The sequence below is a fragment of the Tenacibaculum sp. TB-53 genome, assembly GCF_059716285.2.
In genome coordinates, this window is sequence record NZ_CM202790.1 from 1,386,662 (window position 1) to 1,412,474 (window position 25,813).

Sequence of the window (25,813 nt, forward strand, 5' to 3'; positions counted from 1 at the left end):
ATTCTTGTTTAAGTGGTCATAATATCTGATACGCGCAATAATTCGGTATCAATATTATGTTGACCTTTGATTGCTTTTTCTAAATCGGTAGAAATTACTTTATTATCTTTTAACCCTACCATCAAGTTTGTCTTTCCATCAAGTAAAAGTTCTACAGCACTTACTCCTAATCTACTTGCTAAAACTCTATCAAAACATGATGGAGAACCTCCTCGCTGCATATGTCCTAACACAGAAACCCTTACTTCATATTCAGGTAAGTTTTCTTCCACATAATCAGCTAATTCAAATACATTTTTACCAGTTTTATCTCCTTCCGAAACTACTACGATACTTGACGATTTCCCTGACCTTCTACTCTTCTTCAAAGATTCCAACATTCTTTCTAACCCTAAGTCTTCTTCAGGAATTAAAATCTCTTCTGCTCCTGCTCCAACACCAGCGTTTAATGCTATAAATCCTGCATCACGCCCCATAACCTCAACAAAGAAAAGTCGATTATGAGAAGATGCAGTATCTCTAATTTTATCAATTGCTTCTACAGCTGTATTCAAAGCTGTATCGTAACCAAGTGTATGACTTGTTCCTGAAATATCATTATCTATGGTTCCAGGAATTCCTATTATAGGAAAATTGAACTCTTGATTAAAAATCACTCCTCCTGTGAAAGAACCATCTCCACCAATCACCACTAAGGCATCTACATTGTTCTTTTTTAGACTTTCATAGGCTTTTTGACGTCCTTCTTTAGTTCTAAAATCTTTTGAACGAGCCGATTTTAAAATGGTACCTCCCTTGTGAATAATATTATTAACACTTCTAGCGGTCAACGGAATTAAATCTCCTTCAATCAACCCTTGATATCCTCTGTAAATTCCCATACAATCCGTTCGGTAATAAGCACAAGTCCTTACAACAGATCGTATCGCGGCATTCATTCCTGGAGCATCCCCTCCAGAAGTCATCACTGCTATTTTTTTAATTTTTCTCATAAAACGAATATCAAATTTACTCAATTTTAGTCATTTTTTAATAAAAAACAATAAATTCATTTTGCTTTTTAATTGAAGTTTAACGTTTAATATTATTTGGTTACTTTTAGCCAACAAATAAAACAAACTATGTTATTAACCTCTCTTGATTATATTATTATTTTCGGTTTTTTTATTCTTTCATTGCTTATTGGTCTTTGGAGTTCAAAATCAGCAGGAAAGAACAGTTCCGAATTCTTTTTATCAGGAAGAAATATGCCATGGTGGTTGTTAGGGGTTTCTATGGTTGCAACTACATTTGCTGCTGATACTCCTGGATTGGTTACTGAATTAGTTAGAGAAAACGGTGTTTCTGGTAACTGGGTTTGGTGGGCAATGCTTCTTACAGGGATGCTTACCGTATTTTTTTATGCTAAACTATGGAGAAAATCAGGAATAACTACCGATTTAGAGTTTTATGAGCTACGTTACTCTGGTAAGATGGCTAGCTTTTTAAGAGGCTTTAGAGCTATTTATTTAGGTGTAATTTTTAACGTAATTACAATGGCAGGGGTTTGTTTAGCCGGAGCTAAAATTGCTAATATTTTATTAGGCATATCACAAGAAGAAACACTTTTTTATTCTTCAATAGTTATTGTTATTTACTCTTCTTTAGGTGGATTAAAAGGTGTTTTACTTACTGATTTTGTCCAGTTTTTAATTGCTATGGTTGGTTCTATTTGGGCTACTATATATATTGTTGGTTTACCAGAAATTGACGGACTTTCAAATTTATTGACACATCCTAACGTAAGTGACAAACTAGCAATGTTTCCTGATTTCTCAGATAAAGAAGCATTAATTACTTTATTTATAATTCCTTTTGCTGTACAATGGTGGAGTACTTGGTATCCTGGAGCTGAACCTGGTGGTGGTGGTTATATTGCGCAACGTATGTTAGCTGCTAAAGATGAAAAAAATGCTACTTGGGCTACTTTATTTTTCAATTTTGCCCATTATGCATTACGACCTTGGCCATGGATTATTGTTGGACTTGCTTCATTAATTATTTTTCCAAGTTTGGATAGTATGAATCAAGCATTTCCTAGTTTAACAACTGAAATGCAAGGACACGATGTGGCTTATGCTGCAATGATGACCTACTTACCTGCTGGATTATTAGGAATTGTATTAACCTCTTTAATAGCTGCTTTTATGAGTACAATTTCTACTCAATTAAATTGGGGAAGTTCATACATCGTAAATGATTTTTACAGTAGGTTTATCAATAAAAATGCTTCTGAAAAGCAAAAGGTAGTAGTTGGAAGAATATCAACTATAGTTTTAATGTTGTGTGCTGCTCTTTTTTCTTTCTATTTACAATCAGCTAAAGGAGTTTTCGATTTGCTGCTACAAATTGGTGCAGGAACTGGACTGTTATTTATTTTACGTTGGTTTTGGAGTAGAATTAACCCATATAGTGAAATTGCTGCAATGGCCATATCTTTTATAATTGCTGTTTTCTTTTTTATCAATGGAAAAATGGAGATTCCATTTACTCAAATTGCGGGATATTGGCAATTAATCATTGGCGTTTTGGTTACTACTGTAGGTTGGGTTATTGTAACTCTTTTAACAAACCCCACCAATACTAAAACCTTAGAAAAATTTGATAGTCTTATTTTTGAGAACGAAAATAAATTTAAAAATGTTGGATATAAAATTTTAGGGTTTATAACTGGAACTATAGGTATTTACAGCTTCTTATTCGCCTCTGGAAATTGGATTTATGGTGAAACAACTCTAGCTGCAACACTTTCAACAATCTCCTTAATTTGTATTTTAATTTTAAGAAAAATATGGAAGTTTGTTTCTTAACACAATTAGTACTTACTAGTGTTAAACATGAAAACCTTTATTGAACAGCTTTATCGTAATTAGATATAATTTTTTTTATTCTTTTATTTTCAAAAACAGAAGGAAATAAGTCCTTAACAATTGTATGATATTCAAAATCGATGGCTAAAGCATTATTCAAATGAGCCACTCCATACTCTTCTTTTCCTAGAATCATAAACAATCCGCAAAGTCTATACTCAATTTCTGCAAATTCTTTATACGTTTTTTTTGCTTGAATTAATGTCTTAAGTGCTTGATTGAATTCTCCTAAAAACAATAAAATATCTACTAAAGCAATGTAAATTTCAATCTCTTTATCTCCTAAAGATAAGCAGGTTTTAAAAGCTTTAACTGATTCTTCGTAAAAATTAAGTTTTAAATTAATATCTCCATAACGCCTCCAATATAAAACATTTGATTCATCTATATGAATTGCTTTATTTATATAGTACAATGCTTTTTCATAATTTCCTTGATTATAACAAGCATTTGTTAGTAAAACCCAGCCTCTATCTAAAAGAGGGTCTTCATGTACTGCCTTTTTATAAAAGTGTATTGCTGTTTGTGTGTTTTCAAGTTTATCATAACACTCCCCAATCCTTATATAAGCATAAGCCGTTGGGTCATCTAATTCTAGTGTAACCAAATAATTATCTATTGCTTCTTCATAGCGCTTTAATTCTTCTAAGGATTTTGCCTTTTCTAAATACCCCCCTATAAAACTATCATCAATCAATACTGCATAATCAAAAGCTGTTAATGCTTCTTTAAACATTCCTAGTTCAAAATATTGCCTTCCTAATTGATGCCATGCGACTTCACAATATGGATTTTTATCTAAATACGAATTTAAAAATTTTATTGCGTCTTCATGACTACCCTCCATATCAAAACAATAAACTATATTGTACAACGATGAATAATCTTCATAATCTACCTCAATACACTTTGCAAAATTCAAACGTGCATTTTCAAAATCATCAAGATACAAGTACTCCATACCTATCATAGACCAAACATCAGATGGATCTTCTATATACTGTAAAGATTCTTTTAAAATAGCAATTGCTGCTGTGTGCTGTTTCTTTTTAGATAAGATAATTGCTTTTTGGATAAATACTTCATCATTATGAGGTTCTACAGCTTCGATATTAGATAACATCTTAATTGCTTCATGCAATTCATCTTCAAAAATTAAAATTTCTACTTTCATTAATTTTAATTGAATTGAAGACGGATGCTGCTCTAAACCTAACTGTACGGCTTTTTTTGCCAACGACTGCTTACCTATATTTAAATAATGCTCTATAATTGTCTCAAACTCTACAGCATCGAAAAAATATACCTCGTTGGTTTTCAACATAGATTCAAATTTTGATATTGACATGGGCTACAGATTTGAATTTATATAAAGTTACTGCAAGAATAATACCTATTTACTGGTATGTTTATTTCTTTTCAACAATTTAATTAACAATATAAAACATTCGTTTTTATTAAAAATAAGTTATTTGAAAGAGTTAATTATTTTTCTATCTTTGAAAGAACATAAAAATTAATATCTAATTTTAAACAAAAAATCATGAGTAAATTTGACGAAAAAGTGGCGCTTTATAAAAAGTTTATGGACGATAGAGATATTCGTTCTAACACTGATTTATTAACTGCTGTAACAAAAGGACTAGGCCCTTCTATTTATAAAAAAGATGCTGAAACCGTATCAGGAAGTGACCCTAAAGAACTAGAAACTGTTAAGAAAAACTTCTTAATGAAAAAATTAGGTTTAGCTGATGGACCTGAATTAGATAAAGCTATTGGAGAAGTAATGGAAAGAATTGGAAAGTCGGAAAGAAATAAGTATCGTGCGGTTGTATACTACATGTTGGTTAAGAAATTTGATAAAGAGTCTGTTTACGGAATGTAATAACCTCTCTTTCTAAAAAATATAAATCCTGTATTTAAGTTTTAAATACAGGATTTTTTTATTTTAGCCGCCAACAAACAACTTATATTTATGTCGCAATTTATTAGTGTTTTTGACATGCTTAAAATTGGGGTGGGACCTTCTAGTTCTCATACCCTAGGCCCTTGGAGAGCGGCTCAACAATGGATTCAAAAATTAAAAGATACAAATGAATTTCTTTTAATTGAAGAAATAAAAGTGGACTTATATGGTTCTCTTTCATTAACAGGCAAAGGGCACGCAACAGATTTAGCTGTTTTATTAGGTTTAAGTGGAGCTGATCCTGAATATATTCCAATTGAAACAATTGATGTTATTATCAATGATATTAAAACCAAAGAACTTTTATTTTTTAATAATGAAAGAAATATTGCTTTTGCCAACGGCTCAGTAACATTCAATAAAGAGTTTTTACCTTTTCATGCTAATGGAATGACTTTTAGAGGATATGCTAACGGTGTAGAAATTTCTACAGAAACATACTATTCTATTGGTGGAGGGTTCATTGTGCAAGAAGACGATAATCTTGCTGAAGATATTGAGATTAATAAACAAAACTTTCCGTTCCCTATCAACAGAGCTGCTGAGCTTGAAGCCTATTGCGAAAAGGAAGAGTTAAATATTTCTGACATTGTTTACCAAAATGAACTTGTAATTAATTCTGCTGAAGACATCGACAAAGAATTGCATCGTATATGGAACACTATGTTAGAATGTATGTACATAGGTTGTCACACTCAAGGAATTTTACCTGGCGGATTAAATGTAAAACGACGTGCATTTGAAACACACCAAAGACTTATTAAAGAAGCTGAATATACGAACCAACAAGAATGGATTACTGCTATTAGAAGTACAGAAGTAAAATTCCGTGAAATTTTAAAATGGGTAAGCTGCTTAGCTTTATCTGTTAACGAAGTGAATGCTTCTTTGGGTAGAGTTGTTACTGCTCCAACCAACGGAAGTGCTGGAGTTATTCCTGCTGTAATAATGTATTATTTAGTAATAGAAAACCACGATGCTACTTTTGAACATGTTAAAAAATTCTTGCTAGTTGCTGGAGAAATAGGAAGTATTTTTAAGAAAAATGCAACAATTTCTGCTGCTATGGGTGGTTGTCAAGCTGAAATTGGTGTATCCTCTGCCATGGCCGCTGCTGCATTAACAGAATTGTTAGGCGGAACTCCGTCACAATGCTTAGTTGCTGCTGAAATTGCCATGGAACATCATTTAGGACTTACTTGTGATCCTATTGGCGGATTGGTACAAGTACCTTGTATTGAACGTAACGCTATGGGGGCAATTAAAGCTATTAATGCTGCTGAATTAGCCTTAGAAACCAATCCAAAAGAATCTAAAGTTCCTTTAGACAAAGTAGTAGATACTATGTGGGAAACGGCTAAAGACATGAATAGAAACTACAAAGAGACTTCAGAAGGTGGTTTAGCTGTTACTGTTCGTTTAGCTGATTGTTAAGAGTTATTTTATTTCAACAGGTTCTCCTAAAAACTTGGGATTAACATTTAAGAGAATATCTACAAATACTTTTACCCTTGCTAAATATTCTCTTAATTGAACTTTCATAGCTTTTTTTCCTGAAACTCCTCTGGCGTTATACCCTATTGCTTCAATATCAAAATGGTTTGCCAAATACAATGCTCTTTCATTATGAAATTGTTGAGATATTATTGTTACTGAGGTTTGACCAAAAACTTCTTTTACCCTTACTACTGAATCTAAGGTTCTAAAACCAGCATAATCTAAATAAATTTTACTCTCAGGAATTCCTGATTCAATCAAATCATTTTTAAAATCGGTTGGTTCATCATATCCTTCGGAGCCATTATCGCCACTTACTAAAATAAAATCAATTTTTTCAGCTTTGTATAACTCCACAGCAGCATTCAAACGAAATTGATAATACAGATTTATTCTCCCATCAGACAAATACTTTACCGTACCTAATAACAGCCCTACTTTATTTTTAGATATATTTTCTGTAGAATTAAATAATTTTCCTTCTGCATTATTAATTATTACTTTGTTTGAAACATAAATAGAAGTAACAACTAGTAGACAACCTAAAAGAAAAATAATAGCAACTTTTTTTCGTTTCATCTATCTTGTAAATACTAATTCAGTTTCGGTAGACATTTCTTCAGAAAAACCATATCCTTCCACATCAAAACCTTTTAACTCTTCTAAAATCTCCACGTTATTATCTATAATGTAACGCACCATTAATCCACGAGCTTTTTTAGCAAAGGTCATAATAGTTTTATACTGTCCATTTTTAAAATCTTTAAAAACGGGAGTTATCATAGGTACTTTTAATGCTTTTTTAGGAAGCGCCTTAAAATATTCTGTACTTGCTAAATTAATTAACAACTCTCCATCTCCTAATTCTTCATTTAGCGACTCAGCCAATGTAGTATCCCAAAACTTATATAAGTTTTCTCTTCTACCTACTTTTAACTTAGTTCCCATTTCTAAACGATAAGGTTGAATTAAATCCAACGGTTTTAACAAACCGTATAACCCTGATAAAATTCTTAATTTCTCTTGTAAAATAGAAATCTTATCTTCTGATATAGAACTGGCATCAATACCTCTATACACTTCACCTGTAAATGCAAATACTGCTTGTTTTGCATTATCTAAAGAAAAAGGAGGTTGCCAATCTTGATTTCTATCATAATTTAAACTTGCTAAATCATCAGAAATCTTCATTAACTCGCTTAATTTTTTTCTTGACAATGTTCTTAACTTCTTATTCAGTTTTTCAGATTGCTCTAAAAACCTAGGTTGCGTATATACATCAGTAGTAGCTTTGCTTTCAAAGTCTAACGATTTTGCTGGTGATATTATAATTTTCATGCTATAAAATTTAGAGTAAAAATAAGAAGCTATTTTAAAATCATCAATTACTTCAGGTAATTTAAATTGATTGTAGTATTAATTTTTTTAATACTAAACTTGTAATCCGTCATAAGCTAAAAACACATTCTCTGGTAATTCTTTTTCAACCTCATCATGTAATCCTAAAAGCTCACTAATATGTGTTAAATATGCTTTTTTAGGTTTAATTTCCTCTATAAAACTTAACGATTCTTCTAAGTTAAAATGTGTTTTATGAGGTTCTCTTCGTAAACCTGTCACAATCAAAACATCAAGGTTTTTTAGTTTTTCTTTCTCTCCTTCTGAAATAGTTTTAATATCGGTTATATATGCTACGTTATTAAAACGATATCCGAGAATCGGTAAATTACCGTGCATTACTTCAATTGGAGTAACCTCTACTCCCTCTAACTCAAAACTTTCTTTATGTGAAATAATCGTTGGAGCTACACTTGGTGCACTTGGGTATCGATTTTCTGTTGCAAATATATAATCATATCGCTTTTGTAAAACTCCTAGCACTCTTTTTGTTAAATATATAGGTACTGGTCCTATTTGAAAGCAGTACGGACGAATTTCATCTAAACCAGCTATATGATCTGCATGTTCATGGGTAAATAAAATCCCTTTAATCGAAACCACCTCTTCACGCATCATTTGCTGACGAAAATCTGGACCACAATCAATCACATAGTTAATATCACCCCATGAAACTAACACCGAAGATCGTAATCTTTTGTCTTTCGGATTTTTAGATAATGCCACAGGATGTTTACTGGTAATCATTGGAACTCCAGTAGAAGTTCCCGTTCCTAAAAAAGTTATTTTTACTTGATTTTTTTTCTTCATTTTCATCACAAAAATACAACAAAAATTGTCTGTTCGTTTGTAATTTCAGTACATTTGTACTACGTAACAAAAAATAACAAAATGGCAATTACGTTAAAAGGAGATCAAAAAATAAACACTGTACCAACTACCAAAATGAAAGCGTTAAAGATTAACTTAAACGCACACATATATGGAACTTTTGCAGAGATTGGAGCTGGTCAAGAAACTGTTCGTAATTTTTTTAGGGCTGGTGGGGCCTCTGGTACAATAGCGAAAGCTATGAGTGCTTATGATAAAGACTTCTCTGATGCCATTTATGGAATTGAAAAAGACAATCGTTATGTTACAGAGCCTCGATTAAAAAAGATGCTAAAGCACGAAATGGATTTAATTGAAGAGCGACTTGATCGTCAAAAGCATCCTGATAAATTGTTCTTTAGCTATGCTAATACAGTGGCAACTATTAACTTTACTAAAAAGTTTAAAGGTCATGGATGGGTTGGAATTCGTTTTCAATTAGATCCACTAGAAGATTATAACGAAATTGTTTTACACCTACGTTTTAAAGAAACAGATGCACGTCAACAACAAGAAACATTAGGCGTTTTAGGTGTAAACTTAATTTATGGTGCTTATTATTTAAATGATAATCCGAAAGATTTATTAAAATCTTTTTACGATAATATTGACAAAGATCGTTTAGAAATTGATATGATTAATTTCTCTGGACCTCGTTTTATGTATGTTGACAACCGTTTAATGAGCTTACAACTTGTTAAAAACGGAATGACAAATGCTGTAATGTTTGGTCCTGATGGAAACAACTTATTGCCTGCACAAGTACTTTATAAAAAAAATATATTAGCCCTTAGAGGAAGTTATAGACCTGTAACAAAGGTTAATATGGACATGTTTGAAAGTGCTAAGCAATTGTTTTTTGACGAGAATAAGGTAGACCCTAAAAAAACTAAAATTATTTTTGAAATTACGTTAAGTAATCTTCGTGCTGAAGGAGAAATTAATGAACGTGACTTTTTAGACAGAGCAGAACTATTATGCTCTCTTGGTTTGAATGTTATGATCACCAACTACCAAGAGTACTTTAAGCTTGTAGAGTATTTTAGTGAATATACTAAGGAACGTATGGGACTTGCAATGGGGGTTTATAATCTTATTCAAATTTTTAACGAGAAATATTACCGTGATTTAAGTGGAGGTATTTTAGAAGCATTTGGAAAACTTTTTTACAGAGATTTAAAAGTTTATATGTATCCTTATAAAAATGAAGAAACTGGTGAATATATTACTAGTGAAAACCTTAAAGTACACCCTAGAATGAAAGAACTTTATAAGTTCTTCAAAAATAACGGTAGATTAATTGATATTAAAGACTTTAATCCCGATATTTTACATATTTTCTCTAGGAAAGTTTTAAAAATGATTAAAAACGGAGAAGATGGATGGGAAGAAATGCTTCCTAAAGGAGTTTCTGAAACTATCAAAGAAAAACGTTTATTTGGTTGCACAAAAAGAATTAAATAGTATTTTTTTATTACTCTTTTTAAACCTTTAACTATCTTTATAGTCTAACAGCTAAATAGTTTTTAGTTGATTGACGAAATTACACTTATAGATCAATTGCAGCAACCTACCACAAAACAGGTTGCTTTTAAAAACCTAGTATCGCAATATAAAGAGCGATTGTATTGGCATATACGAAAGATTGTAATTTCTCATGAAGATGCTGACGATGTTTTACAAAACACCTTTATAAAGGTTTACAAAAATATTAATCAATTTAAAAGAGATAGCAAACTATTTTCTTGGATGTACCGAATAGCAACCAATGAAGCTATTACCTTCATCAATAAAAAAGCTAAAGAGAAAAACATTCATATTTCTGATTATCAACTACAAATTACTTCCACTCTAGATAGCGATTATTGGTTTTCAGGTGATGAAATTCAACTTATTTTACAAAAAGCAATTGCTACATTACCTCAAAAACAACAATTAGTTTTTAATATGAAGTATTTCGATGAAATGAAATATGAGGAAATCTCTGAAATTCTTAACACATCTATTGGAGCTTTAAAAGCTTCTTATCACATAGCAACAAAAAAAATAGAACATTTTATAAAGAACTATAATTAAACCTTTTACTATAAGAATAGTCTTACTAAAGTATAATGAATAAAAAAAATAAACATACTATAAATTTCTCAAGCCTAAAAGCTGGTAAGAATTGTGGTTTTTCAATTCCTCAAAACTACTTTGAAGAAATTGAAGAAAAAATTAATACTTCCATTTTTATAGATAGTTTACCAAAAAAGAAAACGTTCAATACTCCTGATGATTATTTTGACACAATCGAAACTCAAATTCTATCAAAATTAGTTACAGAACAAACTACAGAAACGAAAGTAATTTCATTACGTAAAAGAATTTTACAGTACATCCCTTTAGCCGCTGCAGCTTCAGTTTTACTTTTCATCGGTTTTAATTATTTTAATACTCAAAAAATTACTTTCGAAGATATAACCATTACCGATATTGAATCTTGGTATGAAAATGGATACGGTGATATTGACAATAATGAGCTTGCAGCAACATTAAACACGTCTGAACTAGATGAAGATATATTAGCCTCTATTAGTGATGAAACACTAGAAGACTACTTAAATTCTGTTGATACAACAACACTCATAAATGAAATAGAACAATAATGAAAAAAAAATTATTTATATTATTCGTAATTTTCACTTCCTTTTTTTCTGTTCAAGCGCAAACAAGAAAAGGAAATTATGAAAAGGTTAAAGCTTTTAAGGTTGCTTTTCTTTCTGAAAAGTTAAACTTAACAGAAGAAGAAGCCAATAAGTTTTGGCCACTATATAATGTATATGACAAAAAAATGATTGAACTTCATAAAGCAGAACGCTACAGTATTAAAAAGAAAATACTTAGTTGTGGAGGAATTGATAGCTTAACTGATAAAGAATCAAAAGAAATTGTTAATAAAATTAAGTCCGTTTCAAAAGAACAATATGAAACTAAAACTAATTTTTATGATAAACTTTCTACCTTTTTATCAGATAAAAAAATCCTCACCTTGGAGGTGGCTGAACATGAATTTCATCGAAAGCTCATAAAAAAGCTAAAGGGTGAAAAAAAGAAACATCGATAAGTAAAAAAAGGAAGCTTTAAAAGCTTCCTTTTTTTACTTATCGACTAAGGCTAAACAAACATATAAATCTGGTTTATTAGCCGTAAATTGTTTTAGCCAAATAGTTAGTTCATCTATTTCATAAGGTAGTAATCTACCTAAAGCTTTTTCAAGCTCTTTACAAAATAAATCAGCGTTAAAACTAACCTTTTGAAGCACAGTTTTCGTGTACTCATACATAGCTCTTGCCATTTTTATTGGGGTTATCTGTTATTAAATACTGAACGTAATTTACAAATTTTTATTCCAAGTAGAGTGTTAAAGTTTATCCAAAAAAAATGCGAGACTTATTCAAGTCTCGCATTTTTAGTCGTATAATTTATAATACTATAAACTATTCACTTTTTCTATTAAAGCATTTGCTCTAGTCTCTAACTCTGTATTAATTGATTTATAGTGAGCTTTCTTATTTTCAACGTTTTTTGCGTTAACTTTAGCTACTAAATCATCAAAAGTTACAATAACCTCATCTACAATAGCATCTGCCTTTGCTTTATCTGCTTCAGGGTTTAACTCTTTTGTTATTTGACAAATACTAATAATGTCTCCTAACGTATAGTTAATATCTTTCTTTAAATTTTTTATGCTTGCCATAATTATAAATTTTGATGCAAAATTAATCGATTTTATTCAATTCTTCTTGAAATTTCTCAAAAAACTGCCCTACATGATATCCATCTACCAAAGCATGATTTACATTAACAGCCACAGGCATTAACATTTTTTTATTTTGCTCCTTTATTTTACCAAAAGCTAATTGAGGCACGCTATCATTTTTATTTCCTGAAAAAGGTTCTTTATGCCCTGTAAAGCTTACCCAAGGAATGGCCGAACAATGTATACATCCTAAAGAGTACTTAGACGGAAACAAATCATTAGAATTTAAAATTCGTTCTTTTTCCTTTTGAAAGTTACAATTGAATTCCTCAAACTTTTCAGAATAATCTATATACGAGAATCCAAAAGTGTTATCAGGCCTTGCAATAGTTGCTGAAGCGTTGATTACTTCGTAAACAGCTATTTTATCACCTTCTAATCTATATTTTAAATTCTCAACTGCATTTATAGCTTTCATGCAAGCATGTAAGTATCGGACAAAAAAGGACTGATTCTTTTCTTTTGCTAATTGATAGATTATAGACACATCTACATCTGCAACTAATCCAAAAGTTGGATCTTCTAAAGTTCTAAAATGTTTAAAAAGCTCTTTCCTATTCCAACTTTCAATATCTAGGTATTTCATTTATAAAAATTTTAATACATCTGTAATACTAGATACCGTTTTGTAAGCATCTGATTTTTGCTCTTCTTTAACCTCTTCGTGTGCCCATGTTGTATGAAACGGAACATGAATCGCTGTTGCTCCTATTTCAATTAACGGTAACACATCTGATTTTAATGAGTTTCCTATCATTAAAAACTCTGAAGGATTAATATCTAAGCGTTTTACTAATTTTTTATAATCAGTTTTTTTCTTCTCACTCATCACTTCTGTATGATGAAAATATTTTAAAATTCCTGATTTTGCCAACTTACGTTCTTGATCTAACAAATCTCCTTTGGTTGCTACAATTAACTTATATTTTCCATGTAATTCTTGCAACACCTCTTCTACCCCATCTAGGAGTTCTATTGGTTTTTCTAACATATCTTTTCCTATTTCAAGAATTTCTTCCATTTTTTTAGGACTAATTTTATAGTTAGAAATTTCTAGCGCACATTCAACCATTGACAGCATAAAACCTTTTACTCCGTACCCGTATATTTTAAGATTTTCTATTTCTTTTTTAAACAACTCTTGATGGATTTTATTCTCTGTTTCATAATCGGACAATAATCGAGCAAAATCATCTTCAGCATCACGAAAGTAAGTCTCGTTTACCCAAAGTGTATCATCTGCATCAAAAGATATTATTTTAATATTATTCATTTTCTAGTTGTTTTATAGCTTTCTCTAAATCTTCAGGAGTATCAATACCAATACTCTCCACTGAAGTTTCTATCATCTTTATTTTTTTTCCTACTTCTAAATAACGAATACATTCAATTTTTTCAGCAGCCTCTATTGGTGTCATAGGGGTATGATAAAAATCAATTAACGCTTCTTTTCTGAACGCATAAACTCCTTTGTGCTTATAATAGTTTACAGGAACTTCTTTATCTCGATGATATGGAATTATACTTCTTGAAAAATAAATAGCAAAATCATTTGTATCAGTAATTACCTTAACGTTATTTGGGTTTTGAATATCTTCTTTATTCGTCATTTTTACTTTTAGTGATGCTAAATCTATTTCTTTTTGAATATCAGATTTAAAAACACTAATTAGTTTTGACAACGAAACTGTATCAATAAAGGGTTCATCTCCTTGTACGTTTACCACAATATCTACATCTAAATTTTCAACTGCTTCTGCTATTCTATCAGAACCACATTCATGTTCCTTTTTACTCATTAAAACCTTACCTCCTACTTTTTCTATAGAGTTATAAATTACTTCGGAATCGGTTACCACATATACCTCATCAAAAAGGTTTGCTTTTACAGCTGCTTCATAGGTTCTTACAATTACAGGTTTTCCTCCTAAATCTTTCATCAATTTCCCTGGAAAACGTGATGCACTATAACGTGCAGGTATCATTGCTATTATCTTCATAAATAATCATAAGTGTTTACGTATCAAAGATACATATTTAAACTGCCATCATAAAAACTGATAATACTCACTTTTATAAAACTTTAACATTAAATACTTTTTAGTTTTGTTCAATTATTAAAAACTTTTACTACTTTTGAGTCATTATGAAGACGCTTTTAGGTACATACACGTTTATTTTTAACACAATCAATTCGATTATGTGTACTGCCCGCATGCATAAACATTATGTATATGTAACTAAAAGCACCCAAAGAAACAGATTTAAACATCGATTTTAAACAATCAATTTTAATATAAATTTAACCAAAGGTGCTTTTTTAAAAAAGCACCTTTTTTATTTACTAATATTTTAAATTTTAAACATTATGAACACTTTTAAGTATCGAAACTCAATTAGAAAACATGTAGCCTCAACTGTAATGTACTCAGTACAAAATCCATTTTACAGAGATCCGGAATTACTAATACTTAATCCTTAAAATTATCATGAAAACATTAAATATCACATCAAACAGTCAGCCAAATCAATTTATAGTTAACAAAAAGCAGGTTAGCAAAAACAAAGTGTTAAAAACTTCAGTTTTATACGATAAAATTGAATCTAGCGCGAATACTTCTTTAGGCTTTTATCCAGACTCTTCTAATTTTAGTTTTAACAGTATCGAGTTTGATCTGTTAAGCAACGCATACCTTAATGATAAACTTGTTATCAAAAACAATATTAAAAAATTGAGTGATACTGAGATTATTTTCAATATAACAGTATCTAAAAAAGAAGAAAAGAAACAAAATATTATATGTACAGCTACTTTTGGCTATACAATTAAAAAAGCGTCTTAATTATTCCTAAAAATTGATTTTACAATCAATTAAGCAATCGTTAAGTTAGTTTGGTTTGTTTATAAGCTTAGGAGATTTTTTTCTCTTAAGCTTATTTTATATATGTTTCTAATAGTTCTGAAGGGTTTTCTGATAAAATTTCCACTTTATCAATACATGCTGGTACCAAGATTGTTTCTCCTTTTCTTACAACTTCTTGTTGACTTTTATAAAAGAATGTTACCTCTCCTTCTACGCACATATAAATTACGAAGCAATCTTTTTTAGATAAATCTATTTCTTTTTTCCCCTCCACTGGTAATATATTTGTTGTAAAATAAGGGCATGTAACAACTTTATTCGCTATATTTTTTTGTTTCTTATAAGTTGTTTTATAGGAACTTTTAGCTGAGAAATCAATAGCTTCTAATGCTTTTTCAGTATGGAGTTCTCGGTAATTACCGTCTATATCTTTTCTATCCCAATCGTAAATACGGTAAGTTATGTCTGAGGTTTGTTGAATTTCAGCAATCAGTAAACCAGCACCAATAGCGTGTACTCTTCCTGGTGGCACAAAATAAACATCTCCTTTGGACACTTTATCTACATTTAAAATACTTAAGAGCGTCTTGTTATTTAGGTGATATACGTATTCTTCTTTATTAGAGTTTTCTTTAAAACCTATAATAATGTTAGCTTCATTATCGGCTTGCATTACATACCACATCTCTGTCTTCCCAAAAGACTCTTGAAGTTCTGCTAATTTATCATCAGGGTGTACTTGAATACTTAAAACCTCTTTTGCATCAATAAATTTTATTAATAATGGAAACTGCTCTCCAAAAGTTTCATATACATATTCACCTACTAAATCGTTCTTATACTCTTTTAAAAGACTTCTTAATGTTCTTCCTTTAAGGTTACCATTACTAACAACCGATTCATCTCCATCAACATCTGAAATTTCCCAACTCTCTCCAATATTGGATCCGTCTGAGTTTTTATGAAGTAGTAGGTTTAGTTTTTTTCCTCCCCAAACCTTTTGCTTTAAAATTGGAGTAAATCTTAGTAATTGGTTTATCATAAATTATGTACCTCTATAAGTTACGTAGTTTCTTGAAGTTTCATATAATGTAATTGCTAAGTCTAATTTTTCTGGAATACTTACACGTAACTTATTATAAATTACTACTGATATGTTTTCTACTGTAGGATTAACATTTTTAAATTCCTTTACTTCAATATTTAAGTTTTTATGATCCAATAGATCTTCAACCTTCGACTTAATTAAATCTTTCAGCTTACCTAAATCATATACATATCCTGTTTCTTGGTCTATCTCACCAGTCAATGAAACAATTAGCTCATAATTATGACCGTGGTAATTAGGGTTACTACACTTACCAAAAACCTCGTAATTTTTCTCATCAGACCATTTAGGGTTAAATAACCTATGCGCTGCATTAAAATGTGCTTTTCTGTGAACTGTTACTTTAGGCATAATTAAATATACTTAGATATTTTATCGTACGATTCTTTAAAAATTATTTTAAACCAAGCTGTATACTTTTCTGGATGATTATCTATATCATTTTTCACCTCCTCTAAAGGCATCCATTTATATGACGCCACTTCTTCAGGGTTTACAATAGGTTCGTCGTTAAATGTACCAATCATTACATGATCGTATTCATGCTCTGTTAGGCCATTATCAAACGGAGCTTTATAAATAAAAGAGAATACTTCTTCTAACTCACATGAAAATCCCATTTCTTCCTGTAATCTACGTTTCCCAGCTTCAATGTTCGATTCTCCATCTCTTTGGTGTGAACAACAAGTATTTGTCCATAACAAAGGGGAGTGATATTTTTCAGCAGCACGTTGTTGTAACATCAATTCATTTTTATCATTAAAAACAAATACCGAAAAAGCCCTGTGTAGTAAAGCTTTTTCATGTGCTTCAATTTTTTCCATTAATCCTATCGGATTATCTTGCTGATCAACTAAAATTACTTGTTCTTTCATCTAGAAAATTTACGAAAAGCAAACTTACAAAATTGCGACCAGTTCAACAATTAAAACCTTTTGAACAGTTCGCTTTAAAATGTATCTTTGCAACCTTAAAATTTATAGATGAGTTTTTTAGAAGAAATACAGAAGAGACGTACATTCGGAATTATATCACACCCAGATGCAGGTAAAACCACCTTAACTGAAAAATTATTACTTTTTGGTGGAGCAATTCAAGAAGCTGGTGCGGTAAAAAATAATAAAATTAAAAAAGGAGCTACTTCTGATTTTATGGAAATTGAGCGTCAACGTGGTATCTCTGTTGCTACCTCTGTATTAGCTTTCATTTATAAAGACAAAAAAATCAATATTCTTGATACTCCTGGTCACAAGGATTTTGCTGAGGACACCTTTAGAACCTTAACTGCAGTTGATAGTGTTATTGTAGTTATTGATGTCGCAAAAGGGGTTGAGGAACAAACCGAAAAATTAGTAGAGGTTTGTCGCATGCGAAAAATTCCAATGATTGTTTTTATCAATAAATTAGACCGTGAAGGTAAAGATGCTTTTGATTTATTAGATGAAGTTGAGCAAAAACTAGGTTTAAAAGTAACTCCGTTAAGCTTCCCTATCGGAATGGGATATGACTTTAAAGGAATTTATAATATTTGGGAAAAGAAATTAAATATCTTTTCCGGAGACAACAAACAAACTATTTCTGAAGGTGTTGAATTTGATGATATAGATAACCCTGAGCTAGATAAAATTGTAGGAGAAAATTCTGCAAATACACTTCGTGAAGAATTGGAGTTAGTAAATGAAGTATATCCAGACTTTGACCAAGAAGCTTATGTTAATGGAGATTTACAGCCTGTTTTCTTTGGTTCTGCTTTAAATAATTTTGGAGTAAAAGAGTTATTAGATTGCTTTATTGATATTGCTCCAAATCCACAGCCAAAAAAAGCTGAGGAACGTTTGGTTGATTCTAAAGAAGAAAAATTGACAGGGTTTGTTTTTAAGATTCATGCAAACATGGATCCTAAACATCGTGATCGTTTAGCTTTTGTAAAGATTGTATCAGGAACTTTTAAAAGAAACACACCCTACTTACATGTTCGTAACGGTAAAAAAGTAAAATTTTCTAGTCCGAATGCCTTTTTTGCTGAGAAAAAAGAAATTGTTGAAGAATCTTTCCCAGGTGACATTGTTGGTTTACACGATACTGGAAACTTTAAAATTGGAGATACATTAACAGAAGGAGAACAATTAAATTTTAAAGGAATTCCTAGTTTCTCTCCAGAACATTTCCGTTATGTAAATAATGCTGACCCAATGAAGGCTAAACAACTTTATAAAGGTTTAGACCAGTTAATGGATGAAGGAGTTGCTCAGTTATTTACCTTAGATATGAACGGACGCAAAATTGTAGGAACTGTAGGAGCACTTCAATACGAAGTAATTCAATACCGTTTAGAACATGAATATGGAGCTAAATGTTCGTATGAAAATATTGCAGTGCACAAAGCTTGTTGGGTGGAACCAGAAGATCCTAAAAATGAAGAATTCAAAGAATTTAAACGTGTAAAACAACGTTACTTAGCTAAAGACAAACAAGGTCAACTAGTATTTTTAGCTGATTCTCCGTTTACAATTCAAATGACACAAAGTAAATATCCTACGGTAAAATTACATTTCACTAGTGAGTTCTAAAAAAAACTATATCGCCTCTTTTTTATTCTCTTTTGTCTCTTTTCTAACTTATAGTCAAGAGGGTTTATCGAGTTTACAAGGAAAAGAATTACACAATAAAGTTCGTTTGAATTTTATTCCTGTTGAAATGCCTTCGGATAAATTCCCTGACTTAAAACCAACGATGGGTTTAACTGGTTTGCACTATCAAATCCCTATTAATGACTGGTTGTACGGTGGTGCTGGATTTCATTTTGCAGTAACAGGAGACCAAGGAGGATTATTTACGTTAGGTGCTGAATTAGGAATAAATAAAAAACTATACAAAAACTTATATATTGATGCTAATTTCCATTTTGGCGGCGGCGGCGGATATCGTTACTTGGTAAATGATGGCGGTTTTATCAATCCCAATATCGGATTACAGTACAAAAAGAATGATTACTCCTTCGGAATACAATACAGTCACGTTAACTTTTTATCAGGAGAAATTAAAAGTAACTCCGTTTCTTTCTTTGTAGAGATACCAAGTATTTTACGTTTTACTGATTATGACAAAGCGCATCGAAAATTTGTAGCAGACAATCTTTCTCCTGATAGTTTTTGGAGTAAACCAGTGGTTAAAAATGCACAACAAATTCGTTTTGATTTCTTTAAACCTATTGGTAATTCGAAAAAAGATAATGGGGATGACCTAAATGAATTACTATATGTACTTGGATTTGAGTATCAGAAATATTTGAACGAAAATACTTTTCTATTTGCTCACACCGATGCAATTTACAGGGGGCTACGCGCTGGCTTTATGGATTTATTTATTGGTGCGGGGTATCATCCATATCAATCAAAATACGTTAATATCTTCGGAAAATTAGGTATTGGTGCTGCTGGTGGTCGTGTAGCTCCTGAAGGTGGGTTAATGATCTACCCTTCTGCAGGAATTGACTTAAAACTATTTAAAAACATTGCTATTAGTGGTCATGGTGGATATTATCGTGCCATTGCTGGTGATTTAGAAGCCTATACTTTCGGATTTGGTTTAAAGTACTTCGGATTTAACGGCGGAACATCTTCCGAAGAGAGCAGTACTTATCTTACAAAAGGGTTACGTTTTGAAGTTCAAAATCAAAGTTATTTTGATGTTGCTAAAACAGATGATATTTACGACGCTACTGAAATTGACTTACAATTAATTGGCTTTAAAGTTAACTATGATTTAAATCATTCATTATATATTGCTGGAGAAGCTGGTTTTGCATATGACGGTCGTTCAGGTGGATATGCTCACGGATTAGTCGGTGGTGGTATATATAGTCCATATTTTTTTAACAACAAAATGCGTGGATTTATAGAAGTTATGGCAGGTGCTGGTGGAGGTGCTGGTGTAGATACTGACGAAGGAATCATTATTCGTCCTACTCTTGGATTGAGTTATGATATCGTAAATCAGGTTTCTATAATTGCATCTGGAGGTAGATATTACTCTCCTTTTGGAAATGTTAACTCTAACAATATTAACATAGGTTTAAGCTTTAACCTTTCAACTTTATCTGTAAAAAATTAACTTTGTCATTGCTAAGAAAAACAATGATTTAGCTATTTTAATAAAAAGATTCTTTTTTCCCTTAAATTTTGGACACTAGAATCACACATATATAAATAAACAAGAGAAAAATGGATAACGGAATTTATGCAAAGTTCACCACTCCAAAAGGTGAAATTTTAGTAAACTTAGAATACGAAAAAACTCCTGGAACTGTAGGTAACTTTGTTGCTTTAGCAGAAGGAAATTTAGAAAACTCAGCGAAACCACAAGGAACTCCTTATTATAACGGATTAAAATTCCACCGTGTAATTGCTGATTTTATGATTCAAGGAGGATGTCCTCAAGGAACAGGAACAGGAAACCCTGGTTATAAATTTGATGACGAAATTCACCCTGAATTAAAACACGATGCTCCAGGAAAATTATCTATGGCAAATGCAGGTCCTGGAACCAATGGTTCTCAATTTTTTATTACACATGTTGCTACTCCTTGGTTAGACGGTAAACACACTGTTTTTGGTAGTGTTATTGAAGGACAAGACGTTGTTGATGCAATTGCTCAAGACGATACTATGGATGTAGAAATTATTCGTGTTGGTAGTGATGCTGAAGCTTTTAATGCTGTAGAAGCTTTTAGAACTTTTGAAGGAGCTCGTGAAAAACGTGAAGCTGAAGCAAAAGCTAAACAAAAAGAGTTATTAGATCAAGTAGCAGCAGGATATGACGAAACTCCAAGCGGTTTACGTTATAAGATCTTACAAAATGGAGACGGAAAACAAGCTACTAAAGGAGCTATGGTTTCTGTACACTATAAAGGTCAGTTATTAGATGGAACTGTATTTGATTCATCATATAAGCGCAAACAACCTATCGATTTTGCTATTGGTGTTGGTCAGGTAATTCCTGGTTGGGATGAAGGTATTCAGTTGTTAAAAGTGGGCGACAAAGCTCGTTTAGTAATTCCATCTGACTTAGCATATGGTGCACAAGGTGCTGGTGGTGTAATTCCTCCAAACGCTACTTTAATTTTTGATGTTGAGTTAATGAATGTAAAGTAATAGCTTACAATTTATTATACAAGTAAGTAAAGCCTTCATAAATTATGAAGGCTTTTTTTATTATCTCATTTCACTTAATATTTACTTAATATTCATAACATTAAAGAACATATTACTTAATAGATATATCATAATTACTTAAGAACAAAAGAGTAAAAAAGAATGATTTTTACGTCATCAAACAAGCTCTTAAGCCTTATGAAAACAACTTTCCTTTTTTTAACATTTTTTCTTTTCATCTCAATTACACTCGAAGCTCAAGAAGTATGTACTACGCCTGAAGATAATACTATTGATTTAAATATTATTAGTATGGATAAATGTAAAATTGGTAAAGAAAATCAAATTCCTAGAAAAAAAACAACTCAAACACTAACTGCTAGAAACAGAATAAAAAAAGTAAGAAAGATTACTCAAAAAAATCAATCAAGCTTAAATGCTTCTTCAAAAGTTTCTATTATTACTACAAACAATGACTTATCAATACAAAATTCTTTAAAATCTCAAACTAAAGAAATTTTATTTTCTGTTGTTGATCAAGTTCCTTTATTTCCTAAGTGTAAAAATAGTTCTAACGAAAATGCAAAAAAATGTTTTAAAGACAATATGCAAAAACATTTTTCTAAAAATTATTATCCTGAAGTCTTTTCAGAAGAAGGTATACGTGGCAGAATTTTGATTCAATTCACAATAGATATATATGGATTACCAAAAAACATTCAAGTAGTAAGCTCTAAACCAAGTGATATTATTACCAACGAAATCAACCGAATTATTAACAAGTTACCTCAGTTAGAATCAGGTAAGGAAAAAGGAATTCCTGTTGATGTTACATACTCTTTTCCTATAAATTTAATCTTAAATTAATATAAAACATTTATCTAGATTTTCAGATAATTTTATTTTCGTGCTCCTTAAAAATTCCTCTTTAACACACACAAATGAAACATATCTTTACCTTTTTTTTATTTTCAATATCATTTTCTTATGCTCAAGAAAAATGTGAAACCCCAAATGAAAATATCCAAGATTTAAATACCATTAGTATTACTAAGTGCTCTATAGAAGATGTAAAAGAAGCTCTAGAAACTGAAAAAACTAAAGAAATTTCGACAAGAAAAAGACATCGTAAACTTAGAAAAACAAATACTATTTCAGCAAAATCAAATAAAGTAGAAGAAATAAAAAGTAAAAATTCTCTTGTAGAAAAACTAAACTTAAAAGAAGATATTTTAACTTCTTTAGATAAAATTCCTTTTCATCTAGTTGAACAAATTCCTTTGTTTAATGAGTGTAAAAAGACTCCAATTCTACAACAATCTAAGTGTTTTGAAAAAGAAATGATTAAACATATTGTTAGAAATTTTGATTATCCAAAAGAGGCCTTGCGAAAAAAAATTGAAGGTAAAATTTTAGTTCAATTTACTATTGATAAGCAAGGAAAAGTAATTGACATAAAAAAGAAAGGACCTAAAAACAGTGCACTTCTAAAAAAAGAAGCAGAAAGATTAATTTCACTGCTCCCTAAATTTATTCCTGGAAGTCATAAAGGTAGCTCGGTTAATGTAAAATATGCTTTACCTATAATTTTTAAAGTTCCATAACTTTATATTTTCTTTTTAAAGGAACTATCTTTTGGTCAAGATTATAAAATAATTTGCTATATTCTATTTTTTACTTATATTTACAGCGTTAGTTAACGTGTTAATAACTAAACCAAACACTTAAAAATAGAGCACACATGATTAAAAAATTCCCCTTAGTAGTAGCTGCTATGCTACTTTCTTTAGCGGCTGTAGGACAAGAAGTATGTACTACTCCAGATGAACAAATCGCTGATCCAAACAGTATCACAAAATGTGCAATTGAAGACACCGAGAGTGGTGCAAAAAAACAACTTTCTATTGAAGTCTCAACCAGAAGACGTGTTGTTCGTAAGAACAAAGAGGCTGTTTCTGCTATAGGTGGAGGTATTAATTCTTCACAAAAAGTAGCTGATATTAAAAAGAAGTCTTTGTTAATTGGTAAACTTGAGTTAGAAGATAATTCTTCAACTATTGAAAAAGTACCTTTTAATTTAGTTGAAGAAATTCCATTGTTTAGTAAGTGTAACAATGTTCCTTTAATAAAGCAAGCAAAGTGTTTTGAAACAAACATGACTAAACATATTATTAAAAATTTCAACTACCCTCAAGACGCCATTGAAGCTGGTATACAAGGAAGAGTTTTAGTTCAATTTACAATCAATGAGCAAGGAAATGTTGAAGATATCTTATTACGTGGGCCAAAAGGTGGAGAGTCTTTAGAAAAAGAAGCTGAAAGAATAATTAATAACCTTCCAAACTTTATTCCTGGTAAACATAATGGTAGGACTGTTAAAGTAAAGTACGGAGTTCCTATCACTTTCAAGGCTCCAGGAGCATCAAATAATTCTTCATCTAGTACAACAAGTAAAGTCGTAGCTAAAAAAAGTTCTAATGTAGTAAAAGAAAAAACTATTACTGATTTTGTAAAATTTGTAGAGGTACAAAGTATTCCTCAATTCAAAGCTTGTACAAAAGTTCCTGATATGCAAAAATTAACCTGTTTCAATGAAAGAATGGTTAGTCATATTCAAAGAAACTTTAACTACCCTGCAGCAGCTGCAGAACAAAATATTGAAGGTAGAGTATGGGTTCGCTTTATCATAGATAAAAAAGGAGAGGTAACTAACATAAAAATGAAAGGACCTAAAGATGGTCACTTATTAGAACAAGAAGCTAAGAGAATGGTTTCTAAGTTACCTAAATTCGTTCCTGGAGAACATAATGGGAAAACAGCTAATGTTGAATATTACATTCCTGTTAACTTTAAACTTCATGAATAAGGTATAAAATAACTCTTAAAAGTGTTTAAAAAAGCTTCTAATTATATAATTAGAAGCTTTTTTTAGTTTTATTTCTTTTAAAATTTTTAAATTTACTAGAATACTTCTCCTCTTTTAATTTTTTATCTCACTATAACACCTATATACCTTTACTCATATTAAGGTAGAGTTTTCCTCTTTTAATCCTTTATTAGAAAATTACTTTATATACACCTTTTTTCTTTTACCTGTTTTAAAGCATAAATGAAGGTTTTCATACTTTCTCTGATTATCTAAACAATATCAAAATAGAACTTAAATTAGGTAAGTTATTAAAGTAATGAGCATAAAAAAAGCCAGCAATAATGCTGGCTTACTTTTTTGTCTTTTTTTCTTATTAAAGCTTAATGTTTTCTTCTGTTGCTAACAAACCAAAAAACTTATCTAAGTTTGGTAAAATTACAATTCTAGTTCTTCTATTTCTAGCTCTATTGCTAGCCGAGTTATTTTCAACAAGTGGCACAGAACTACCTCTACCAGAAGCTATTAATCTACTTGGATCAACGTTGTATTTTTTCTCTAAAAGCCTAACGATAGATGTTGCTCTTTTAACACTTAAATCCCAGTTATCTTGTACAACTGCATTACTAATAGGTCTTGAGTCTGTATGACCTTCTATCATAACATCCATGCTTGGTTCAGAGTTAATCACATCAGCTAATTTTTTTATTAATTTATGTGCATTTTTTTTAACTCTATAACTAGCTGTATTAAATAACATTTTGTCTGAAACAGAAATCATCACAACTGTTTGATCAATGTCAATATTTACATCTTCATCATTTTCTAACTCTGAAGTATTGATAGATTTTTTTAAGTTGTGAGCAATAGCTACATTCATGGAGTCTTTTAACGTTTTAACATTAGCTAACTCAGCTGGATCAACATTTTTAAGCGTTTCTCTCATTTTTTCTTTTACAGAGTTTGAGATTACAGCTGATTTTCCAACCATATCTAGCTTAATGTTATTTTCTTCATGAAGTGTTTCGTTTACACTCTTTAATGAGTTAATTTTTTCATTGTAATCATCAACTCTCTTTTCTATTTTAGCAAACTTAGCTTCTAATTGCTCTTTTTCTAGAGTTGTCTTTTGTAAATTTCCTCTAGTATCATTATACTTTTGTTCAAGTTCTACATACTTCTTTTTTGATACACAAGACGACATTGTTAAAGCCAATACCGCTAAAGGAATAAATAATTTTTTCATAATTAATAATAAATGATAATAAGTTAATGTAACTCTATAACTTAATTTTCGATATATTATTATGTCAGTATAAATAAAAAACTCCTTTAAATAAAGGAGTTTTTTATTTATTGATTTTACAACTATTTAAATAA

At 30.7% G+C, this 25,813-nt stretch carries 28 protein-coding genes; 14 read left to right on the forward strand and 14 right to left on the reverse strand.

The window, feature by feature from the left end; all coding sequences use genetic code 11:
- Window positions 1-8: 8 nt before the first annotated feature.
- Window positions 9-992: a 6-phosphofructokinase gene (pfkA, locus tag AC3VJB_RS06325; RefSeq protein WP_047789124.1), complete on the reverse strand. Its 984-nt coding sequence runs from the start codon at window positions 990-992 to the stop codon at window positions 9-11.
- A 129-nt stretch (window positions 993-1,121) separates the two neighbouring features.
- On the opposite strand from pfkA, the gene AC3VJB_RS06330 reads away from it, so the two are divergent.
- On the forward strand, window positions 1,122-2,849 hold the full coding sequence (locus tag AC3VJB_RS06330; protein WP_073183855.1) for a sodium:solute symporter family protein: 1,728 nt from the start codon (window positions 1,122-1,124) through the stop codon (window positions 2,847-2,849).
- A gap of 37 nt (window positions 2,850-2,886) precedes the next feature.
- Here the strand turns inward: AC3VJB_RS06330 and AC3VJB_RS06335 are convergent, their stop codons facing one another.
- On the reverse strand, window positions 2,887-4,257 hold the full coding sequence (locus tag AC3VJB_RS06335; protein ID WP_437824994.1) for a tetratricopeptide repeat protein: 1,371 nt from the start codon (window positions 4,255-4,257) through the stop codon (window positions 2,887-2,889).
- Between the two features lie 195 nt (window positions 4,258-4,452).
- Here AC3VJB_RS06335 and AC3VJB_RS06340 point away from each other — a divergent pair, with 195 nt between their 5' ends.
- Both AC3VJB_RS06340 and AC3VJB_RS06345 read left to right on the forward strand, forming a co-directional pair.
- Window positions 4,453-4,794 carry a DUF2853 family protein gene (locus tag AC3VJB_RS06340; RefSeq protein WP_047789126.1) on the forward strand — a complete coding sequence of 114 codons (342 nt, stop codon included), beginning with the start codon at window positions 4,453-4,455 and terminating at the stop codon, window positions 4,792-4,794.
- Window positions 4,795-4,884: 90 nt separating this feature from the next.
- Window positions 4,885-6,309 (forward strand): L-serine ammonia-lyase, encoded by a 1,425-nt coding sequence (locus AC3VJB_RS06345; protein ID WP_159491511.1) that lies wholly within the window; start codon window positions 4,885-4,887, stop codon window positions 6,307-6,309.
- A 3-nt stretch (window positions 6,310-6,312) separates the two neighbouring features.
- Here AC3VJB_RS06345 and AC3VJB_RS06350 read toward each other — a convergent pair whose 3' ends face one another.
- The 3 genes from AC3VJB_RS06350 to AC3VJB_RS06360 all read right to left on the reverse strand — a co-directional run bounded on the left by AC3VJB_RS06350 (window position 6,313) and on the right by AC3VJB_RS06360 (window position 8,586).
- On the reverse strand, window positions 6,313-6,951 hold the full coding sequence (locus tag AC3VJB_RS06350; RefSeq protein ID WP_159491513.1) for a SanA/YdcF family protein: 639 nt from the start codon (window positions 6,949-6,951) through the stop codon (window positions 6,313-6,315).
- On the reverse strand, window positions 6,952-7,710 hold the full coding sequence (gene yaaA, locus AC3VJB_RS06355) for a peroxide stress protein YaaA (protein ID WP_167713577.1): 759 nt from the start codon (window positions 7,708-7,710) through the stop codon (window positions 6,952-6,954).
- 93 nt (window positions 7,711-7,803) lie between these two features.
- Window positions 7,804-8,586, reverse strand: coding sequence for an MBL fold metallo-hydrolase (locus tag AC3VJB_RS06360; RefSeq protein WP_497666919.1), 783 nt, complete (start codon window positions 8,584-8,586; stop codon window positions 7,804-7,806).
- Window positions 8,587-8,661: 75 nt separating this feature from the next.
- Here AC3VJB_RS06360 and AC3VJB_RS06365 point away from each other — a divergent pair, with 75 nt between their 5' ends.
- From AC3VJB_RS06365 to AC3VJB_RS06380, 4 genes are all read left to right on the forward strand, one after another.
- Entirely contained in the window at window positions 8,662-10,104 is a 1,443-nt protein-coding gene (locus AC3VJB_RS06365; RefSeq protein WP_047789131.1) for a hypothetical protein, read from the forward strand.
- A gap of 66 nt (window positions 10,105-10,170) precedes the next feature.
- Complete coding sequence (locus AC3VJB_RS06370; protein ID WP_047789132.1) at window positions 10,171-10,716, forward strand: RNA polymerase sigma factor; 546 nt, start codon at window positions 10,171-10,173, stop codon at window positions 10,714-10,716.
- A gap of 35 nt (window positions 10,717-10,751) precedes the next feature.
- Complete coding sequence (locus tag AC3VJB_RS06375; protein ID WP_047789133.1) at window positions 10,752-11,288, forward strand: hypothetical protein; 537 nt, start codon at window positions 10,752-10,754, stop codon at window positions 11,286-11,288.
- Complete coding sequence (locus tag AC3VJB_RS06380; RefSeq protein WP_047789134.1) at window positions 11,288-11,746, forward strand: hypothetical protein; 459 nt, start codon at window positions 11,288-11,290, stop codon at window positions 11,744-11,746. Before AC3VJB_RS06375 ends, AC3VJB_RS06380 begins: the two co-directional genes overlap by 1 nt.
- A gap of 33 nt (window positions 11,747-11,779) precedes the next feature.
- Here the strand turns inward: AC3VJB_RS06380 and AC3VJB_RS06385 are convergent, their stop codons facing one another.
- The 5 genes from AC3VJB_RS06385 to kdsB form a co-directional block, all read right to left on the reverse strand.
- On the reverse strand, window positions 11,780-11,977 hold the full coding sequence (locus AC3VJB_RS06385) for a hypothetical protein (RefSeq protein ID WP_047789135.1): 198 nt from the start codon (window positions 11,975-11,977) through the stop codon (window positions 11,780-11,782).
- A 135-nt stretch (window positions 11,978-12,112) separates the two neighbouring features.
- A complete protein-coding gene (locus AC3VJB_RS06390) occupies window positions 12,113-12,379 on the reverse strand; it encodes a hypothetical protein (protein ID WP_047789136.1) in 267 nt (88 codons plus the stop codon).
- Between the two features lie 22 nt (window positions 12,380-12,401).
- Window positions 12,402-13,028 carry a CatA-like O-acetyltransferase gene (locus tag AC3VJB_RS06395; protein WP_047789137.1) on the reverse strand — a complete coding sequence of 209 codons (627 nt, stop codon included), beginning with the start codon at window positions 13,026-13,028 and terminating at the stop codon, window positions 12,402-12,404.
- Window positions 13,029-13,715, reverse strand: coding sequence for an HAD family hydrolase (locus AC3VJB_RS06400; RefSeq protein WP_047789138.1), 687 nt, complete (start codon window positions 13,713-13,715; stop codon window positions 13,029-13,031).
- Entirely contained in the window at window positions 13,708-14,442 is a 735-nt protein-coding gene (gene kdsB, locus AC3VJB_RS06405; protein ID WP_047789139.1) for a 3-deoxy-manno-octulosonate cytidylyltransferase, read from the reverse strand. The genes AC3VJB_RS06400 and kdsB overlap by 8 nt, the downstream gene beginning before the upstream one ends.
- Window positions 14,443-14,931: 489 nt before the next feature.
- Here kdsB and AC3VJB_RS06410 point away from each other — a divergent pair, with 489 nt between their 5' ends.
- On the forward strand, window positions 14,932-15,285 hold the full coding sequence (locus AC3VJB_RS06410; protein ID WP_047789140.1) for a hypothetical protein: 354 nt from the start codon (window positions 14,932-14,934) through the stop codon (window positions 15,283-15,285).
- Between the two features lie 91 nt (window positions 15,286-15,376).
- On the opposite strand, the gene AC3VJB_RS06415 is transcribed toward AC3VJB_RS06410, so the two are convergent.
- Genes AC3VJB_RS06415 through idi form a run of 3 tightly spaced genes read right to left on the reverse strand, consistent with a single transcriptional unit; the run spans window position 15,377 to window position 17,289 of the window.
- Entirely contained in the window at window positions 15,377-16,348 is a 972-nt protein-coding gene (locus AC3VJB_RS06415; protein WP_437825001.1) for a type I phosphomannose isomerase catalytic subunit, read from the reverse strand.
- Between the two features lie 3 nt (window positions 16,349-16,351).
- Window positions 16,352-16,765, reverse strand: a complete 414-nt coding sequence (locus AC3VJB_RS06420) for a 6-pyruvoyl trahydropterin synthase family protein (protein ID WP_047789142.1) — start codon at window positions 16,763-16,765, stop codon at window positions 16,352-16,354.
- Window positions 16,766-16,767: 2 nt separating this feature from the next.
- Window positions 16,768-17,289 carry an isopentenyl-diphosphate Delta-isomerase gene (gene idi, locus AC3VJB_RS06425; RefSeq protein ID WP_464836299.1) on the reverse strand — a complete coding sequence of 174 codons (522 nt, stop codon included), beginning with the start codon at window positions 17,287-17,289 and terminating at the stop codon, window positions 16,768-16,770.
- A 108-nt stretch (window positions 17,290-17,397) separates the two neighbouring features.
- On the opposite strand from idi, the gene AC3VJB_RS06430 reads away from it, so the two are divergent.
- The 6 genes from AC3VJB_RS06430 to AC3VJB_RS06455 all read left to right on the forward strand — a co-directional run bounded on the left by AC3VJB_RS06430 (window position 17,398) and on the right by AC3VJB_RS06455 (window position 24,433).
- The gene (locus AC3VJB_RS06430) at window positions 17,398-18,984 is read left to right on the forward strand and encodes a peptide chain release factor 3 (RefSeq protein WP_349265550.1); all 1,587 of its coding nucleotides are present in this window, start codon (window positions 17,398-17,400) and stop codon (window positions 18,982-18,984) included.
- A complete protein-coding gene (locus AC3VJB_RS06435) occupies window positions 18,974-20,527 on the forward strand; it encodes a hypothetical protein (RefSeq protein WP_497666920.1) in 1,554 nt (517 codons plus the stop codon). The genes AC3VJB_RS06430 and AC3VJB_RS06435 overlap by 11 nt, the downstream gene beginning before the upstream one ends.
- Before the next feature lie 110 nt (window positions 20,528-20,637).
- Window positions 20,638-21,567, forward strand: coding sequence for a peptidylprolyl isomerase (locus tag AC3VJB_RS06440; protein WP_173361048.1), 930 nt, complete (start codon window positions 20,638-20,640; stop codon window positions 21,565-21,567).
- Window positions 21,568-21,765: 198 nt separating this feature from the next.
- A complete protein-coding gene (locus AC3VJB_RS06445; RefSeq protein WP_437825006.1) occupies window positions 21,766-22,434 on the forward strand; it encodes an energy transducer TonB in 669 nt (222 codons plus the stop codon).
- A 74-nt stretch (window positions 22,435-22,508) separates the two neighbouring features.
- Window positions 22,509-23,171, forward strand: a complete 663-nt coding sequence (locus tag AC3VJB_RS06450) for an energy transducer TonB (protein ID WP_047789146.1) — start codon at window positions 22,509-22,511, stop codon at window positions 23,169-23,171.
- A 137-nt stretch (window positions 23,172-23,308) separates the two neighbouring features.
- Window positions 23,309-24,433 carry an energy transducer TonB gene (locus AC3VJB_RS06455; protein ID WP_053056675.1) on the forward strand — a complete coding sequence of 375 codons (1,125 nt, stop codon included), beginning with the start codon at window positions 23,309-23,311 and terminating at the stop codon, window positions 24,431-24,433.
- A gap of 376 nt (window positions 24,434-24,809) precedes the next feature.
- On the opposite strand, the gene AC3VJB_RS06460 is transcribed toward AC3VJB_RS06455, so the two are convergent.
- On the reverse strand, window positions 24,810-25,679 hold the full coding sequence (locus AC3VJB_RS06460; RefSeq protein ID WP_047789147.1) for an OmpA family protein: 870 nt from the start codon (window positions 25,677-25,679) through the stop codon (window positions 24,810-24,812).
- Between the last annotated feature and the right edge of the window lie 134 nt (window positions 25,680-25,813).

What these genes read in the sequence shown, in the direction of transcription:
- AC3VJB_RS06440 (WP_173361048.1), top strand. Translation starts at nt 20,638, where the DNA reads ATGGATAACGGAATTTATGCAAAGTTCACCACTCCAAAAGGTGAAATT.
- AC3VJB_RS06350 (WP_159491513.1), bottom strand. Translation starts at nt 6,951, where the DNA reads ATGAAACGAAAAAAAGTTGCTATTATTTTTCTTTTAGGTTGTCTACTA.
- kdsB (WP_047789139.1), bottom strand. Translation starts at nt 14,442, where the DNA reads ATGAAGATAATAGCAATGATACCTGCACGTTATAGTGCATCACGTTTT.
- AC3VJB_RS06445 (WP_437825006.1), top strand. Translation starts at nt 21,766, where the DNA reads ATGAAAACAACTTTCCTTTTTTTAACATTTTTTCTTTTCATCTCAATT.
- AC3VJB_RS06345 (WP_159491511.1), top strand. Translation starts at nt 4,885, where the DNA reads ATGTCGCAATTTATTAGTGTTTTTGACATGCTTAAAATTGGGGTGGGA.
- AC3VJB_RS06395 (WP_047789137.1), bottom strand. Translation starts at nt 13,028, where the DNA reads ATGAAATACCTAGATATTGAAAGTTGGAATAGGAAAGAGCTTTTTAAA.
- AC3VJB_RS06380 (WP_047789134.1), top strand. Translation starts at nt 11,288, where the DNA reads ATGAAAAAAAAATTATTTATATTATTCGTAATTTTCACTTCCTTTTTT.
- AC3VJB_RS06390 (WP_047789136.1), bottom strand. Translation starts at nt 12,379, where the DNA reads ATGGCAAGCATAAAAAATTTAAAGAAAGATATTAACTATACGTTAGGA.
- AC3VJB_RS06460 (WP_047789147.1), bottom strand. Translation starts at nt 25,679, where the DNA reads ATGAAAAAATTATTTATTCCTTTAGCGGTATTGGCTTTAACAATGTCG.
- yaaA (WP_167713577.1), bottom strand. Translation starts at nt 7,710, where the DNA reads ATGAAAATTATAATATCACCAGCAAAATCGTTAGACTTTGAAAGCAAA.
- AC3VJB_RS06340 (WP_047789126.1), top strand. Translation starts at nt 4,453, where the DNA reads ATGAGTAAATTTGACGAAAAAGTGGCGCTTTATAAAAAGTTTATGGAC.
- AC3VJB_RS06365 (WP_047789131.1), top strand. Translation starts at nt 8,662, where the DNA reads ATGGCAATTACGTTAAAAGGAGATCAAAAAATAAACACTGTACCAACT.
- AC3VJB_RS06330 (WP_073183855.1), top strand. Translation starts at nt 1,122, where the DNA reads ATGTTATTAACCTCTCTTGATTATATTATTATTTTCGGTTTTTTTATT.
- idi (WP_464836299.1), bottom strand. Translation starts at nt 17,289, where the DNA reads ATGAAAGAACAAGTAATTTTAGTTGATCAGCAAGATAATCCGATAGGA.
- AC3VJB_RS06420 (WP_047789142.1), bottom strand. Translation starts at nt 16,765, where the DNA reads ATGCCTAAAGTAACAGTTCACAGAAAAGCACATTTTAATGCAGCGCAT.
- AC3VJB_RS06400 (WP_047789138.1), bottom strand. Translation starts at nt 13,715, where the DNA reads ATGAATAATATTAAAATAATATCTTTTGATGCAGATGATACACTTTGG.
- AC3VJB_RS06430 (WP_349265550.1), top strand. Translation starts at nt 17,398, where the DNA reads ATGAGTTTTTTAGAAGAAATACAGAAGAGACGTACATTCGGAATTATA.
- AC3VJB_RS06385 (WP_047789135.1), bottom strand. Translation starts at nt 11,977, where the DNA reads ATGGCAAGAGCTATGTATGAGTACACGAAAACTGTGCTTCAAAAGGTT.
- AC3VJB_RS06450 (WP_047789146.1), top strand. Translation starts at nt 22,509, where the DNA reads ATGAAACATATCTTTACCTTTTTTTTATTTTCAATATCATTTTCTTAT.
- AC3VJB_RS06360 (WP_497666919.1), bottom strand. Translation starts at nt 8,586, where the DNA reads ATGAAAATGAAGAAAAAAAATCAAGTAAAAATAACTTTTTTAGGAACG.
- AC3VJB_RS06415 (WP_437825001.1), bottom strand. Translation starts at nt 16,348, where the DNA reads ATGATAAACCAATTACTAAGATTTACTCCAATTTTAAAGCAAAAGGTT.
- AC3VJB_RS06375 (WP_047789133.1), top strand. Translation starts at nt 10,752, where the DNA reads ATGAATAAAAAAAATAAACATACTATAAATTTCTCAAGCCTAAAAGCT.
- pfkA (WP_047789124.1), bottom strand. Translation starts at nt 992, where the DNA reads ATGAGAAAAATTAAAAAAATAGCAGTGATGACTTCTGGAGGGGATGCT.
- AC3VJB_RS06410 (WP_047789140.1), top strand. Translation starts at nt 14,932, where the DNA reads ATGAAAACATTAAATATCACATCAAACAGTCAGCCAAATCAATTTATA.
- AC3VJB_RS06335 (WP_437824994.1), bottom strand. Translation starts at nt 4,257, where the DNA reads ATGTCAATATCAAAATTTGAATCTATGTTGAAAACCAACGAGGTATAT.
- AC3VJB_RS06455 (WP_053056675.1), top strand. Translation starts at nt 23,309, where the DNA reads ATGATTAAAAAATTCCCCTTAGTAGTAGCTGCTATGCTACTTTCTTTA.